This window comes from Intrasporangium sp. (genome assembly GCF_039812505.1).
Taxonomy (GTDB): Bacteria; Actinomycetota; Actinomycetes; order Actinomycetales; family Dermatophilaceae; genus Intrasporangium_A.
In genome coordinates, this window is sequence record NZ_JBDIAQ010000027.1 from 1 (window position 1) to 14,731 (window position 14,731).

General features: G+C 73.1%; 13 protein-coding genes and 1 riboswitch. Of the genes, 1 reads left to right on the plus strand and 12 read right to left on the minus strand.

Going from position 1 to position 14,731, the window contains the following annotated elements; genetic code table 11:
- Positions 1 to 206 precede the first annotated feature (206 nt).
- Positions 207 to 322, plus strand: a riboswitch (SAM riboswitch).
- Positions 323 to 566: 244 nt separating this feature from the next.
- Entirely contained in the window at positions 567 to 1,052 is a 486-nt protein-coding gene (locus WMI84_RS05835) for an OsmC family protein (RefSeq protein ID WP_347351243.1), read from the plus strand.
- Positions 1,053 to 1,266: 214 nt separating this feature from the next.
- Here WMI84_RS05835 and WMI84_RS05840 read toward each other — a convergent pair whose 3' ends face one another.
- From WMI84_RS05840 to WMI84_RS05895, 12 genes are all read right to left on the minus strand, one after another.
- Entirely contained in the window at positions 1,267 to 2,913 is a 1,647-nt protein-coding gene (locus tag WMI84_RS05840; RefSeq protein WP_347351245.1) for a cation acetate symporter, read from the minus strand.
- Positions 2,910 to 3,245: a DUF485 domain-containing protein gene (locus WMI84_RS05845; protein WP_347351247.1), complete on the minus strand. Its 336-nt coding sequence runs from the start codon at positions 3,243 to 3,245 to the stop codon at positions 2,910 to 2,912. Before WMI84_RS05845 ends, WMI84_RS05840 begins: the two co-directional genes overlap by 4 nt.
- A gap of 139 nt (positions 3,246 to 3,384) precedes the next feature.
- Positions 3,385 to 4,917: a cation acetate symporter gene (locus WMI84_RS05850; protein WP_347351249.1), complete on the minus strand. Its 1,533-nt coding sequence runs from the start codon at positions 4,915 to 4,917 to the stop codon at positions 3,385 to 3,387.
- Positions 4,914 to 5,303 (minus strand): hypothetical protein, encoded by a 390-nt coding sequence (locus WMI84_RS05855; RefSeq protein ID WP_347351251.1) that lies wholly within the window; start codon positions 5,301 to 5,303, stop codon positions 4,914 to 4,916. The genes WMI84_RS05850 and WMI84_RS05855 overlap by 4 nt, the downstream gene beginning before the upstream one ends.
- Positions 5,304 to 5,331: 28 nt before the next feature.
- Positions 5,332 to 6,168 carry a LytTR family DNA-binding domain-containing protein gene (locus WMI84_RS05860; RefSeq protein ID WP_347351253.1) on the minus strand — a complete coding sequence of 279 codons (837 nt, stop codon included), beginning with the start codon at positions 6,166 to 6,168 and terminating at the stop codon, positions 5,332 to 5,334.
- Entirely contained in the window at positions 6,165 to 7,289 is a 1,125-nt protein-coding gene (locus tag WMI84_RS05865; protein WP_347351255.1) for a histidine kinase, read from the minus strand. The genes WMI84_RS05860 and WMI84_RS05865 overlap by 4 nt, the downstream gene beginning before the upstream one ends.
- Before the next feature lie 21 nt (positions 7,290 to 7,310).
- Complete coding sequence (gene obgE, locus WMI84_RS05870; protein WP_347351256.1) at positions 7,311 to 8,891, minus strand: GTPase ObgE; 1,581 nt, start codon at positions 8,889 to 8,891, stop codon at positions 7,311 to 7,313.
- A gap of 130 nt (positions 8,892 to 9,021) precedes the next feature.
- Complete coding sequence (gene rpmA / locus WMI84_RS05875; protein ID WP_347351258.1) at positions 9,022 to 9,294, minus strand: 50S ribosomal protein L27; 273 nt, start codon at positions 9,292 to 9,294, stop codon at positions 9,022 to 9,024.
- Between the two features lie 46 nt (positions 9,295 to 9,340).
- Positions 9,341 to 9,649, minus strand: a complete 309-nt coding sequence (gene rplU / locus WMI84_RS05880) for a 50S ribosomal protein L21 (protein WP_347351288.1) — start codon at positions 9,647 to 9,649, stop codon at positions 9,341 to 9,343.
- Positions 9,650 to 9,759: 110 nt separating this feature from the next.
- Positions 9,760 to 12,990: an Rne/Rng family ribonuclease gene (locus WMI84_RS05885; RefSeq protein WP_347351260.1), complete on the minus strand. Its 3,231-nt coding sequence runs from the start codon at positions 12,988 to 12,990 to the stop codon at positions 9,760 to 9,762.
- 156 nt (positions 12,991 to 13,146) lie between these two features.
- A complete protein-coding gene (locus tag WMI84_RS05890) occupies positions 13,147 to 13,944 on the minus strand; it encodes a TIGR03936 family radical SAM-associated protein (RefSeq protein WP_347351262.1) in 798 nt (265 codons plus the stop codon).
- Positions 13,945 to 13,968: 24 nt separating this feature from the next.
- Positions 13,969 to 14,730: a lysophospholipid acyltransferase family protein gene (locus WMI84_RS05895; protein ID WP_347351264.1), complete on the minus strand. Its 762-nt coding sequence runs from the start codon at positions 14,728 to 14,730 to the stop codon at positions 13,969 to 13,971.
- Position 14,731 lies beyond the last annotated feature (1 nt).

A 14,731-nucleotide genomic window follows, 5' to 3' on the forward strand; every position in this document is an offset into this window, starting at 1 on the left:
CCAGGGCGCTGGCTCGCGAGCTGGGGCCGGAGTACGAGCGCGAGGTCATCCACCGCGACTTCCTCGTGGTGCTCTGACCCGCCGACCGGACGACCCTTCCCGGTCGGGCGGGCAGCCGCGCCCGGTACCCGGAGCGCAGTCCACGATCCGGTCCGCCCTCGCGGCGGCCGTGAGGCCCCGCTAGCGTGCCGAGCACAACGTCATACCGCTCATCCAGAGGGGCAGAGGGACACGGCCCGACGAAGCCCCGGCAACCCGGCCCTCCGAGAGTCTCGGAGCCGACAGGTGCCCCGTCCGTCCCGCGCCGCGGGAAAGATGAGAAAGGCCTCCGCATGACACACCTCGAGCCACCTGCGCTCACCCGGCGGCTTCACGTCGACCTGCTGCGGATCACCGCCTGCGCCTGTCGGCCCTGAGCTGCCGCGGCCGGACAGTCCGCCACGACTTACCAGCCCTTCGGCGACAGCGCGCCGTACGCCGCGACCCGGCCGGCTCCGTCCCGAGACGGCACGGCGCGTGACCGCACCGATTCGCCATACCATCAACTGCTTTGGAGGAAACAGGCCATGACCACCACCCACGAGACCCAGGTACCGACCACCGAACCCCAGCTGATCCGCCCGGAGGTCCGCACGACGCTCGCGACCGGCACCGCAACCGAGGTGCGCGTCGGGGCGAGCTCGCACTCCTTCACGATCGACGAGCCGGAGAGCCTGGGTGGTACGGACAAGGGGGCCAACCCGGTCGAACACCTGCTGGCCGCACTCGGCGCCTGCCAGGTCATCACCTTCCAGGTGTGGGCGCAGCAGCTCGGCATCCGGCTGGACGAGGTCGACATCGCGCTCTCGGGTGAGCTCGACCTCCGGGGGTTCTTCGGGCTCGCCGAGGGGGTACGCCCCGGGTTCCGCTCGATCGACGTGTCGGTCCAGCTCTCCGGACCCGAGACGCCGGAGCGCTACGACGAGCTCACGCGAGCGGTCGAGCAGCACTGCCCAGTGCTCGACTCGCTCGGCAACGCCGTCCCGGTGCGGACGACCTACGCGATCGCCTGAGCTCGCCAAGGGGGCGGCTGGCTGCGGGACGGTCCTCGAGAGGGCCCAGGCTTGCGGTCGGGTGGCGGTTCGTGCCCACTCGACCTGCTGCCCACCGACCGGGACCGGCCGGCCCGCTTCACGGCGTGAGGGGCCGGGGCCTGCGTCGCAGGCCCCGGCCCCTCGCTCGTGACCCTGCCCGCGCGAGTGGGTGGGCTCGGGTGCGTCCGCCGGCTCAGTGGTGGGTGGCCGCCTCGGCACCGACCCCGGTCAGCGAGCGCACCTCCATCTCCGCGTACTTGGCCGCGTTGAACTCCTTGCTGGTCACGGTGCCGATGTAGCCGAGCAGGAAGCCGAGCGGGATCGAGACGAGACCCGGGTTGTCGAGCGGGAACCAGTGGAAGTCGATCCCCTGCAGCATCGACGGGCTCTTGTCGGTCACCGGGTCGACCGGCTTGCCCGACACGACCGGGCTGAAGATGATCAGCGTGACGGCGCTGATCAGGCCGCCGTAGATGCTCCACAGGGCGCCGCGGGTGTTGAAGCGCCTCCAGAAGAGCGAGTAGAGGATGGTCGGCAGGTTCGCGCTCGCCGCGATCGCGAAGGCCAGGGCGACCAGGAAGGCGATGTTCTGGCCCATCGCGAAGATGCCGCCGGCGATCGCCACCGCGCCGAGGACCAGCGCCGAGATCCGCGCCACCTTCACCTCCTCCTCCGGGGTCGCCTTGCCGTCCTTGACGATCGTGTTGTAGACGTCGTGCGACAGCGAGGCGCTGGCCGTGATCGTCAGGCCCGCGACGACCGCCAGGATCGTGGCGAACGCGACGGCGGAGACGATCCCGAGCAGGATCTCGCCGCCGAGGTGGAAGGCGAGCAGCGGGGCGGCCGCGTTGGCACCACCCGGGGCGGACTTGATCTCCGCGGCCCCGACCATCTCGGCGGCGCCGAAGCCCAGCACGAGGGTGAACAGGTAGAACAGCCCGATCAGCCAGATCGCCCAGACCACCGAGCGGCGTGCCTCCCGCGAGGTCGGCACGGTGTAGAAGCGCATGAGCACGTGCGGCAGGCCGGCCGTGCCGAGCACGAGCGCCAGCGAGAGCGAGATGAAGTCGAGCGGGTTCTTGTACTGCAGGCCGGGCGAGAGCAGGTCGCGCGCCGTCCCGTCGGCGGCCGCCGGGGCCGCGTCGTTGGCGGCACCCAGGAGCGTGGACAGGTTCAGGCCGAACTTGCCGAGCACCCACAGCGTCATGACGGCGGCACCGATCATCAGCAGGACGGCCTTGATGATCTGGACCCAGGTGGTGCCCTTCATGCCGCCGTAGATGACGTAGAAGATCATGATCACACCGACGATGGCCACCACCACGCGCTGGCCGACGGCTCCGTCGATGCCGAGCAGCAGGGCGACCAGGCCGCCCGCGCCGGCCATCTGGGCGAGCAGGTAGAAGAACGAGACGGCCAGCGTCGAGATGGCGGCGGCGATGCGGACCGGCTTCTGGCGCAGCCGGAAGCTGAGGACGTCGGCCATCGTGTACTTGCCGACGTTGCGCAGCAGCTCGGCGACCAGCAGCAGGGCCACGAGCCAGGCCACCAGGAAGCCGACCGAGTAGAGGAAGCCGTCGTACCCGTTCAGGGCGATGGCGCCGGCGATGCCGAGGAACGAGGCGGCCGACAGGTAGTCGCCGGCGATCGCGATGCCGTTCTGCCGCCCGGTGAAGGCCCGGCCGCCGGCGTAGTAGTCGGCGGCACTGCGGTTGTTGCGGGAGGCCCGGATCACGATGACCAGGGTCACCAGGACGAACAGGACGAAGATCGTGATGTTCAGCGACGGGTTGCCGACGCTGGTCTGGGCGGGCAGCAGCCCGGGGAGCAGGGCACTCACGGGCGGACCTCCGTCATCTGCTCGGCGAGGGCCTTGGCGGCCGGGTCGAGCTCACGGTCGGCCCAGCGGGCGTAGGCCATGGTGATCGCGAAGGTCGACACGAACTGCCCCAGACCGAGGATCAGGCCCCAGGTGATGTTGCCGAACACGCGGGTGCCCATGAAGTCGTGGGCGAACACGGCGAGCAGCACGTAGAGGAAGTACCAGGCGAGGAACGCGATGGTGAGGGGGAAGACGAACCTGCGGAACTTCGACCGCAGCTCGGCGAACTCGGGTGTCTCCTGCAGGGCGACGTTGGGATCGCGCTCCAGCAGCTGAGCTTCGTGGCTCAAGGGAACCTCCAAACCGTAGGACCAGTGGTGCCACGCTAGGAGTCCGGCGGGGCCCTGGCACCGGCTCAGGGGGTGCCTGTCGCCCAGCGGGTCGAAGGGCTCGGCGTGCGCGAGATCCCGCGCGACGAACGGCGGTGATTCAGCGACGAGCGGTCGAGCCCTCCGGGTGGAACGTGCCGCGGTCGAGGCGCAGGTGCTCCGGTGCGTGCAGGCGGACCATCGTCTGGGCCAGGTGCTCCGGCCGGCGTCCGCGCGTCAGCACGGAGGCCAGGACCATCGTGGCGAAGGCGACCGGCACCGTGACCGCGGCAGGCTGGGTCAGGATGGCGCCGAGCCAGCCCTGCTGGCCGATCCCGAACATGGTCGTCAGGACCGCGGTCATCGACAGCGACCCGCCGACCACGAGCCCGCAGATCGTCCCGACGGAGGTGAGCCCACGCCACCAGATCCCGAGCACGAGCATCGGGCAGAACGTCGAGGCGGCGACGGCGAAGGTGATCTCCACCGCGTGGGCGACCGGCACGTCGGCGGAGGCGAGCGTGAGCAGCAGCGCGACGAGCACGCACACGCCCGTCGCGGTCCGGAAGGCCCGGATCCCCTGCCCGTGCTCGGTGCGTCGGCGGAACAGGTCCTGGCTGAGCACCCCGGCCACCGAGACGACCAGCCCCGAGGACGTGGACAGGAACGCCGCGAAGGCCCCCGCCGCCACCAGCGCGGTGAGCAGGTCGGCGACCGGTCCGGCGAAGACCCGGCCGGGCAGCTCGAGCACGACCGAGTCGGCCCGGCCCGCCGCGACCAGGTCGGCGGCGAAGACCTTGCCCAGCACCCCGTAGAGGACCGGCAGCACGTAGAAGCCGCCCAGCAGGACGAGCACGACGAGTGTCGTGCGGCGTGCGGTGCGCCCGTCCCGGTTGGTGTAGAAGCGCACCACCACGTGCGGCAGGCCCATGGTGCCCAGGAAGGTGGCCACGACCAGCGAGTAGGTCAGGTACAGGGCGTGCTCGCCGGTCAGCGGCTCGGCCCACTCGGCCAGGTCGACGGTACCGGTGCCGGGCCGCCCGTGGCCGGCCCAGGCGCCGAGGAAGAAGAACACGGGGGTCAGCAGGGCGACGAGCTTGAGCCAGTAGTGGAACGCCTGCACCAGGGTGATGCTCCGCATCCCGCCGGCCAGCACGTTGAGCGCGACGACGAGCGCGACGACGAGCGGTCCGACCCACCGCGGGGCCCCGGTCAGGGTGCGCAGTGTCAGGCCGGCGCCCTGGAACTGCGGCACCAGGTAGAGCATCCCGATCGCGACGACCAGCACGCTCGAGACGGTCCGCGCGGCGCGCGACTCGCAGCGCAGCTGGGCGAAGTCGGGCAGCGTGTAGGCGCCGGAGCGTCGCAGCGGTGCGGCCACGAAGACCAGCAGCAGCAGGTAGCCGGCGGTCCACCCGACCGGCAGCCACAGCATGTCGGTGCCGCGGACCAGGATCAGGCCGGCCACCCCGAGGAACGAGGCCGCGGACAGGTACTCGCCGCTGATCGCCGAGGCGTTGAGCACCGGGCCGACGCCGCGTGAGGCCACGTAGAAGTCGCTCGTCGTGCGGGACACCCGCAGCCCGTAGGCGCCGATGACCAGGGTGGCGACCGAGACCACGAGGACCGCGGCGATGCTCGCTGCGGTGCTCACCGGTTCTCCAGCAGGTCGCTGAAGTCACGCTCGTTGCGCTCCGCGCGTCGCACGTAGGCCCAGCCGAGCAGCAGGATCTCGGTGAAGGCGCAGACCGTGAGCAGGATCCAGGGCACCGGTACCCCGAGCAGCGTGGCCCGGCCGACCCCCGGCACGAGCCGGAAGAGCAGCGGCAGCGCGCCCAGCGTCAGGACGAGCACCGCGACGACCCCGAGCGCCAGCCGTAGCTGGCTGCGCATGAGCGAGGTGACGTAGACCTCGCCGAGCTGGGTCTGCGCGTCGATCTCCGAGGCGATCGACAGGCGTCTGGCCCGGGCGGCCGACGTGCGCGGGCTGGTCACCCGGACCCGCTGCGGCCGCCGGTCCGGGTCGCTGCCCGGTGTCACGACGCCCCCCGGCGCCCGGCCCGGCCGGTCACGGCCCGCCCCGGCCGCCCGGCTGGGCGCGTCGCACGAGGACGTCGCGCAGCTCGCGGGTGTGGCGCCGGCTCACGGCCAGCTCCGTGCCCCCGACGACGACCGTGTAGCGCCCGCCCTCGTTGCGCCACTCGGTGATGTGGGCCAGGGCGACCAGGAAGGAGCGGTGGATCCGGACGAACCCGGCGTCGCGCCACTGCTCGGCGAGCGTCGAGAGGGGTACCCGGAGCAGGTGGCTGCCGCTGGCCGTGTGCAGCCGGGCGTAGTCGCCCTGCGCCTCGACGTAGCGCACCTCGGCCCGCGGCACCCGTCGGCTCACCCCGCCGAGCTCGACCACGATGCCCTCGTCGGCCGCCGCGGCTGCCGGGTCGCGGCCCTCGGCCCGGTGCAGGACGCGGCGGACCGCCTCGGCCAGCCGCTCGTCGCGGACCGGTTTCAGCACGTAGTCGACGACGTTGAGCTCGAACGCGTCGACGGCGTGCTTCTCGTGGGCGGTGACGAAGACGACCGGCGGCGGCGTGGTGAAACGGGACAGGACCCGGGCCAGGTCGAGCCCGGTCAGGCCGGGCATCTGCACGTCCATGAAGATCGCGTCGACGGCGCGCTCGTGCAGCACCCGCAGCGCCTCCTCGCCCGAGCCCGCCGACAGCACGGTGCCGACCCGCTCGTCGTGCCGCAGCAGCCAGACGAGCTCGTCGAGCGCCGGCGTCTCGTCGTCGATCGCGAGCACGCACAACCGGGTCGCGGGCCGGTCCGCGCTGCCCCCGCCCGGCCCCGCGCGGGCAGCACCCCCGGCTGCTGCGGCGGTGGGCGGCATACCCGAGGACCCGCTCACACGTGCACCCCCGGTCGGAACTTCGGCAGGCGCACCGTGACGCAGGTACCGGCGCCCGGTGCCGTCTCGACGACCAGGCCGTACTCGTCGCCGAACGCGGTGCGCAGCCGCTCGTCGACGTTGGCCAGGCCGACCGAGTCGAGCGCGGTGTCGCCGGTGAGGGCCCGGCGCACCCGCTCGGGGTCCTCGCCGATGCCGTTGTCCTCGATGGTCACGACGCACTCCCGGTCGGCGTCCTGGGCCAGGATGGTGATCTCGCCCTGGCCGGGCCGGCCCTCGATGCCGTGGCGGACGGCGTTCTCCACGAGCGGTTGCAGGCACAGGAACGGGACGACCACGGGCAGCACCTCGGGTGCGACGCGCACCGTCACGACGAGGCGGTCGCCGAAGCGCGCCTTCTCGATGACCAGGTAGGCCTCGATCGAGCGCAGCTCCTCGGCGAGCGTGGTGAACTCCCCGTGCCGCCGGAACGAGTAGCGGGTGAACTCGGCCAGGTCGAGCAGCAGCTCCCGGGCCCGGCCCGGGTCGGTACGGGTGAACGAGGCGATCGCGGTGAGCGAGTTGTAGATGAAGTGTGGGCTGATCTGGGCCCGCAGGGCGCGCACCTCGGCCTCGATGAGCCGGGTGCGCGACGCGTCCAGCTCGGCCAGCTCGAGCTGGCCGGAGACCCAGCGCGCGACCTCGTCGCTCGCCTGGACGAGCACGGCGGAGGCCTGCAGCGCGAAGACCTGAAGGGTCCCGACGACCTTCTCCTCGACCACGAGCGGGGCGACGATCCCCTCCCGCAGCGGGCAGCCCGGGTCGTCGCAGTCGATCTCCGCGCGTGACGCCACGACGGTGCGCCCGTTGCGCAGGGTCGTCTCGGCCAGCCGCAGGGAACGGGTGCCGTGCCCGGACCGAGCCCCGTCCCACGCGAGCAGCCGGCTCGTGTCGGTCATCGCGACGGCCGGGGCGCCGAGGAGGGCCCGGAGGAACTTCAGCGACCGCTGCGCCGCGGCCTCGGTGAGTCCGCCGCGCAGCGGCGGGGCGGCGAGGGAGGCGGTATGCAGCGTGCGGAAGGTGGCGCGGTCGGCCTGGCTACCCAACGGGTCCCGGCGCAGCAGCCCGCTCCACGGCGTCATGGCGACACGATAGGCGACGGCTCACCGCCCCGGGCGGGCCGCAGCCGCGCCTCCGTCCGGCGGGTCCCCGGAGTCCGTACCGGGGACGTCGTCGCTCTCGTCGAGGTGCCACAGCCCGGACCGGCGCTCGGCCTCCAGCTCGGCCTGGGTGGCGGACCGGGCCGCGTAGCGGTCGCGCATCGCGGCCCGCTTCTCCCCGCGGGTCAGCCGGCCGGAGTCCTGCAGGCGCAGGTCGGTGCCCCGCGCCCCGAGCAGCTCGGCACCGGACTGCAGCGTCGGCTCCCAGTCGAAGACGACGGCGTCGTCGGCGGTACCGATGACCACGGTGTCGCCGGCCACCGCGCCGACCTGGTACAGCCGCTCCTCGACACCGATCCGGGCGAGCCGGTCGGAGAGGTAGCCGACCGCCTCGTCGTTGGTGAAGTCGGTCTGGCGCACCCAGCGCGTGGGCCGCTCGCCCACGACCCGGAAGAACTCGCCGTCGGGGCCTCGCTCCCGGCGCACCTCGAACCCGCTGTCGTCGACCGCCCTGGGGCGCAGGACGGCTCGCTGCGGCGCCACTGCCGGCAGCTCGGCGCGGGCCTGCTCGACGAGCCGGGCCAGCGCGAACGTGAGCTCCTTCAGGCCGCTGTGCGCGACCGCCGACACGATGTGGACCTCGTGGCCCTGCGCCTCGAGCTCGGGCTTGACCAGCTCGGCCAGCTCGTGCGCCTCGGGCACGTCGGCCTTGTTCAGTACCACGACGCGGGTGCGCTCGGCCAGCGGCCGCCCGCCGAGGTCGGCGTCGGGCACGTAGCGGGACAGCTCGTGCTCGATGACCTGCAGGTCGGTCAGCGGGTCACGACCTGGCTCCAGGGTCGCGCAGTCGACGACGTGGACGAGCACCGAGCACCGCTCGACGTGGCGGAGGAACTCCAGACCGAGCCCGCGTCCCTCGTGGGCACCCGGGATCAGCCCGGGCACGTCGGCGACCGTGAAGCGGACCGTGCCCGCCGTGACGACCCCGAGGTGGGGCACGAGGGTGGTGAACGGGTAGTCGGCGATCTTCGGTCGGGCCGCCGACAGCACCGACACCAGGGAGGACTTGCCGGCACTCGGGAAGCCGACCAGTGCGACGTCGGCCAGCGTCTTCAGCTCGAGGACCACGTCGCGCACCTCCCCGGGCTCCCCGAGGAGCGCGAACCCGGGCGCCTTGCGCCGCGGCGAGGCCAGCGCCTTGTTGCCCAGGCCGCCGCGTCCGCCGCGCGCCACCACGTGCTCGGTCCCCATCCCCACGAGGTCGGCCAGCATCGTCCCGTCCGCGTCCTTGACGACGGTGCCCTCCGGCACGGGCAGCACGAGGTCGGCGCCGTCGGCGCCGTTGCGCTCGTCGCCGGCGCCCGGCCGGCCGTTGCCCGCCCGCCGGTGCGGGCTGCGGTGGTAGTCCAGCAGCGTCGTCGCCTGCGGGTCGACGCGCAGGATCACCGAGCCGCCGCGCCCACCGTTGCCACCGTCGGGGCCGCCGAGCGGCTTGAACTTCTCGCGACGCACCGACGCGACACCGTGGCCACCGTGGCCGGCGGCCGCGTGCAGCACGACTCGGTCGACGAAGGTCGTTGCCATGTCAGGTCACTCTTCCAGATCGAGCCGGGTGGGCGGCATACCGACCGTCCGGGGTATGCCGCTGGGCCGGCGGGCACGCGAAAGGGCGGGCCCCGCGGGGCCCGCCCTTCACCCGCGACCGGTCAGGGGGTCACTCCGCAGCGACGGGGACCTGCGCCGACTCGATGCTGACCGTCCGGCGGCCGCGCCTGGTGCCGAACTTCACGGCGCCCGCCACGAGGGCGAAGAGCGTGTCGTCGCTGCCCCGGCCGACGCCCTCGCCGGGGTGGAAGTGGGTGCCCCGCTGCCTCACGAGGATCTCGCCGGCGTTGACCTGCTGGCCGCCGTAGCGCTTGACGCCGAGTCGCTGTGCGTTCGAGTCGCGCCCGTTCCGTGAGGAGGACGCACCCTTCTTGTGTGCCATGTCGGTTGCTCCTTGGTGAGTCTGTGTGCCGGAAGGCCCGGGACGATCAGGCGTCGATGCCGGTGATCCTGACCTGGGTCAGCGGCTGGCGGTGACCCTGGCGCTTGCGATAGCCGGTCTTGTTCTTGAACTTCATGATCGTGATCTTGGGGCCCTTGGCGGGCTTGATGACCTGGGCGGTCACGGATGCCTTCGCGAGGTCCTCGGCACCGGAGGTGACCACGTCGCCGTCCACGAGGAGCAGCGGCGTGAGCTCGATCGACTCGCCCGGCTGCCCCGCCACCTTGTCGACGAGCAGCACATCGCCCACCGACACCTTCTCCTGGCGACCGCCAGCGCGAACAATCGCGTACACAGTGAAACTCACTCTCTGATCAGGACCGGTGTGCCACTTCTGGCACCGGCCCGTCGACACGGGCGCGGTGGGCGCACCGAGGATCTACATTACCGGCTCCGGGGCCGGGCTCACAAACCGGCCGTCGAGCCCTCCGGAGCGGGCCCGGCGGTCGCCCCGGACGAGCCCTCGTCGCGGTCCGGCGCGGCGACGTGCACGACGTGGGCCGCCCCGGGGGGGCCAGCCGGCGCGACGACCCGGCCGCGATGCCGCCGCGGCCGGCGCACCGGCTCCGGCTGCGCGTTCGGCTCGGCGGTGGGGGGCTCGGGTTCGGGTTCGGTGAGTCCGGGCTCGGCCGGAGGGGCGACTCCGGTGGCCGCCTCGGCCACCGGCTCCACCGGCTCGGGGGGCTGCGTGGTCTGCGCCGGGGACCCGTCGGGTGCCGACGCCGGGTCGGTGGCCACCGGTTCCGGCGCGCTGCCGTCGCTGCCGGCCGCGGTGCGCTCCTGCTGCTCGGCAGCCGCCTGTCGCGGCCCGGCCGACCTCGGCCCGGTCCGGTCCGGCTCGACCTGGGCGTCGACCCCGGTCAGGCTGTCCGTCGGTACGGGCTCGGCCTGGTCGCCCTCGTCGGCCGGGCGGGCGGTCTTGACCGCAGCGGCGTGCGCCATGGCCGCGATCTGTGCCGCGGTCGGCCCGCTCGGCTTCGCCTCCGGCTCGGCGCTCCTGCTCCCCCGGGCCTCGTTGCCGGAGCCGTTGCCGTTGCCGTTGCCCGAGGCGGCGGCATCCGACCCCCGTCGGGCGCGCCGGCCCGACGAGGCGCCGTCGTGCTGGTGGGCACCCTTGCCGACCGGGTCGGTGTGGATGATGAATCCCCGGCCGTTGCACTGGTCACAGGTCTCGGAGAAGACCTCGACCAGGCCCGACCCGACCCGCTTGCGGGTCATCTGGACCAGTCCGAGCGAGGTCACCTCGGCGACCTGGTGCTTGGTGCGGTCACGGCCGAGGCACTCGAGCAGCCGCCGCACGACGAGGTCGCGGTTCGACTCGAGGACCATGTCGATGAAGTCGACGACGATGATGCCGCCGATGTCGCGCAGCCGCAGCTGCCGGACGATCTCCTCGGCCGCCTCGATGTTGTTCTTGGTGACGGTCTCCTCGAGGTTGCCGCCGGAGCCGATGAACTTGCCGGTGTTGACGTCGATGACCGTCATCGCCTCGGTGCGGTCGATGACCAGCGAGCCACCGGACGGCAGCCAGACCTTGCGGTCCATCGCCTTGGCCAGCTGCTCGTCGACGCGGTAGTGCGTGAAGAGGTCGTCGGTGCCCGTCCACCTCGTGACCCGGTCGGCGAGGTCGGGGGCGACCGCCGTGATGTAGGGGTGGATCTCCTGCCAGGCCTGCTCCCCGCTGACCACCAGCTGCGAGAAGTCCTCGTTGAAGATGTCCCGGATGACGCGGACGGTCAGGTCGGGCTCGCCGTGCAGCAGCAGCGGCGCGCTGCCGGTCGGGCTCGAGCCGGACCCGCCGTTCTTCTTCCTGCCCTTCGACTTGCCCGACTTGGGCGCCGCGGCGGCCTGGGCCCGGGCCTGGATGTCCTCCCAGGTGGTGCTGAGCCGCTCGACGTCCGCCTGCAGCTCCTCCCCGCTGGCCCCCTCGGCGGCGGTCCGGACGATGACGCCGGCGTGCTCCGGCACGACCTGGCGCAGGATCTTCTTCAACCGGGCGCGCTCGTTGTCCGGCAGCTTGCGCGAGATGCCGGTCATCGAGGCGTTGGGCACGTAGACCAGGTAGCGACCGGGCAGGGAGATCTGGGAGGTCAGCCGCGCCCCCTTGTGACCGATCGGGTCCTTGGTCACCTGGACCACGACCGCCTGACCGGACTCGAGGGCGTTCTCGATGCGCTTGGGCTGGTTGGCGTCGAGGCCCGCGGCGTCCCAGTTGACCTCACCGGCGTAGAGGACCGCGTTGCGGCCCTTGCCGATGTCGACGAACGCCGCCTCCATCGAGGGCAGCACGTTCTGGATCCGGCCGAGGTAGATGTTGCCGGCCATCGAGACGTTGCCCGCCTGGTCGATGTAGTGCTCGACGAGGACCCCGTCCTCCAGGACCCCCATCTGGGTGCGCCCGTTCCGGTTGCGCACCACCATGACCCGCTCCACCGACTCGCGCCGGGCCAGGAACTCCGCCTCGGTGATGACCGTGCGCCGTCGGCCGGCCTCCCGGCCCTCCCGGCGACGCTGCTTCTTGGCCTCGAGCCGGGTCGAGCCCTTGACACCGGTGGGCTCGTCGCTGTGCGCCCGGCTGCGTACTCGCGTCGTGACCCCGGCCTCGTCGCCGGAGCCGTCCCCACCCGAGCCGGAGCGGCGCCGACGCCGGCGTCGGCGGCTCGTACCGTCCTCCCCCTCGGTGCCGTGCCCGCCGGCGTCCTGCTCGCCGTTGTGCTGGTCACCGTCGGCCTGGTCGCCCTCCGCGGCGGGCTCGACCGGCTCGCCGGCCGGCGCCGGGGCCCCCTGCTCGGAGACCTCGCCGTCCTCGGCCTCGCTGCCGCCCCGCCCACGGCGGCCCTTGCCGCCCCGTCGGCGACGCGAACGTCTCGGCCCCTCGTCCTCCTCGCGCGCCTCGGCAGCCGGCTCGGGCGCCTCCGGCTCGGGGACCTGCTCGGCCGGCTCGGACTGGGTATCAGGCTCCGGCTCGAGGTGGCGGCGACGCGGCCGCCGTGTGGTCGCGGCCTCGGGGTCGGGCGCCTGGAAGAGCACCGAGAAGCTCGGCACCACGGGCGGGGCGTCCGCGTCCTCGGGCTCGGTCCAGGCGGCCGCCTGCCCGGCCGGGTGCTCCAGAGCGGTGTCCTCCGTCGCCGTCTCGTCTGCCGCGGCGCCGCCCAGCGCGGTGTCCTCCGCGGCGGCGCCTCCCGCCGGGGTGTCGTCTGTCGCGGTCGGCTCGGCCGCGGCCTCGCTCTCGACCGCCCCGCCCTCGCCCGTCTGCTCAGGCACCGCCACAGGCGCGCTCTCGGCCGGCGAGCCGGACTGTTCCGGCGCCGGGACAGCTCTCCTACGGGTGGCCCGTTTGCGGACCGCCTTCACCGGCCCGGCGGTCCCCTCCGGAGCCTCCTCGCCCGCGGGTCGTTCCGCTGCCGCCGCGGCGTCGGCCGGCTTTCGAGCGCCGCGCCGGGAGACACGCCTCGGGGCCGTCTGCTCCGGTGCCGTGTTCCCTGGTGCCGTGTGCCCCGATGCCGTCTGCTCGGGTGCCGACGGCTCGGCCTGCGCCGGCTCGGCCGGTGCCGGCTCGGCCGGTGCCCGGTCGTCGCGGACGGCCTGCTCGACCGAGGTCGCTTCGTCGGTGGGAGTGTTCTGTGTGGTTGCCATCCGGCAGCCTCCCGTCACGAGTGGGGCCGCCCCACACCCGGCCGAAGCCGCCGGCACCGCTCGTGTTGCGGTATCGGTCGTCCCATCGGGGGTCCGCTGGGACGGAAGTCTTGTCGCTACGACCAGTCCCCGGTTCGCGCAGAGCGCGCCACCGGATCAGGCGCCGTCGGCGTTCTCGTCGGCAGCCAACGGGTCGGCCACCCCCGCGGTTGCGGTGTCGAACGGACCCTGCGCCAGGCGCGTCACCAGTGGTGGGCGGACAGGCTGGAGGCCGGCGATGTCACGCAGCGCGGTCAGAATGTCGTCGGGGCGAACGGCAGGTGTGGTATGCCGCACGACCATCCGCAGTATCGCACAGTCGACACCGGGCGTCGTAGCGGACGGGTCGTCCGACACGCCGGACGCGACCGGCGGAGGCTGTTCCACCGCGGCTCGCACGAGGGCCGCGCGCACGTCGAAGGTGCGGGGCCCGGACTTCGTCATCCGGGTCACCTCGACCCGGTCGCGGGCGAGCAGCCGATCGACCGCGTCGCGCAGCACCGGGCCGGCCAGACCGGCGAAGTCGAGCCGCCACTCGCTCGCCTCCAGGACGTCCGCCAGGCTCCGGGGACCGGCCTCGACGACCGCGAGGACGTCGAGCCCGGGAGGCAGTGCCGCGTCGAGCGCAGCCCGGACGGCGGCCGGGTCGAGCCGCGTGGTCACCTGGATCTCGACGTACTCCGCCTCGCTCGCCGCCCCCGTGGCAGCCGCGTTGGCGTAGGAGATCTTCGGGTGGGGATGGAACCCGGCGGAGAAGGCCGTCGGGACTCCGGCGCGCCGCAGCGCGCGCTCGAGGGCCCGCTGGAAGTCACGGCTCGACGTGAAGCGCAGCCGGCCACGCTTGGCGTAGCGGATCCGCAGCCGCTGCACGGCAGGATCTGGCGCCGGGCCCTCGGGAACACGTTGGCGGGCCATGGACGGAACCGTGGCGGCCGACGCTCAGCGGGCGTCCGGGGTTCGTCGCAGCCCTCGTCGGGCGCGCTCGAGGTCGTCCAGGCGGTTCGCCTCGTCCAGCGTCGGGGCCGTGCCGCCCAGCCGCGCCGGCAGGAACTTCAGGTCGGCCCCCCGCAACGGCTCGTACGCGGTCTGTGCCAGCTCGAGCATGTGCGCCATCACCTCCTTGTATGCCGCCGTCACCGCGGTCGGGTCGGCATCGTCGGCCACGGGGATCGGCTCGCCCACGGAGACGAAGATCGGGATGCCGGTCCTGCCGAGGCGTCGCGGGTGCCCCTTGGTCCAGACCCGCTGCGAGCCCCAGACGACGACGGGCAGGATCGGCACCTGCGCCTGCGCGGCCATCCGCGCCGCTCCCGTCTTGAAGCCCTTCAGCTCGAACGAGCGCGAGATCGTCGCCTCGGGGAAGACCCCGACGATCTCGCCGTGGCGCAGCGCGGTGAGGGCGGCGGCATACGACGACGCACCGGCCTCCCGGTCGACCGGGATGTGGCGCATCCCGCGCATGAGCGGCCCGCTGACGGGGTGGCGGAACACGCTCTCCTTGGCCATGAACCGCACGAGCCGGCCGGACGCCTGGGCCGCGAGCCCGGCGTAGGTGAAGTCCATGTACCCGGTGTGGTTGATGGTCATCACGGCAGCGCCCGTGCGCGGGACGTTCTCCTCACCGACGATGGTGAAGCGCAGCCCCTGCATCGCGAACAGACCCCGCGCGAACCCGACGACCGCTTCGTAGACCGGCTCCATG

Bases quoted from the DNA above. Each gene is read 5' to 3' on its own strand.
- WMI84_RS05865 (WP_347351255.1), bottom strand. From the start codon at position 7,289: ATGACGCCGTGGAGCGGGCTGCTGCGCCGGGACCCGTTGGGTAGCCAG.
- obgE (WP_347351256.1), bottom strand. From the start codon at position 8,891: ATGGCAACGACCTTCGTCGACCGAGTCGTGCTGCACGCGGCCGCCGGC.
- WMI84_RS05835 (WP_347351243.1), top strand. From the start codon at position 567: ATGACCACCACCCACGAGACCCAGGTACCGACCACCGAACCCCAGCTG.
- WMI84_RS05890 (WP_347351262.1), bottom strand. From the start codon at position 13,944: ATGGCCCGCCAACGTGTTCCCGAGGGCCCGGCGCCAGATCCTGCCGTG.
- WMI84_RS05885 (WP_347351260.1), bottom strand. From the start codon at position 12,990: ATGGCAACCACACAGAACACTCCCACCGACGAAGCGACCTCGGTCGAG.
- WMI84_RS05895 (WP_347351264.1), bottom strand. From the start codon at position 14,730: ATGGAGCCGGTCTACGAAGCGGTCGTCGGGTTCGCGCGGGGTCTGTTC.
- rpmA (WP_347351258.1), bottom strand. From the start codon at position 9,294: ATGGCACACAAGAAGGGTGCGTCCTCCTCACGGAACGGGCGCGACTCG.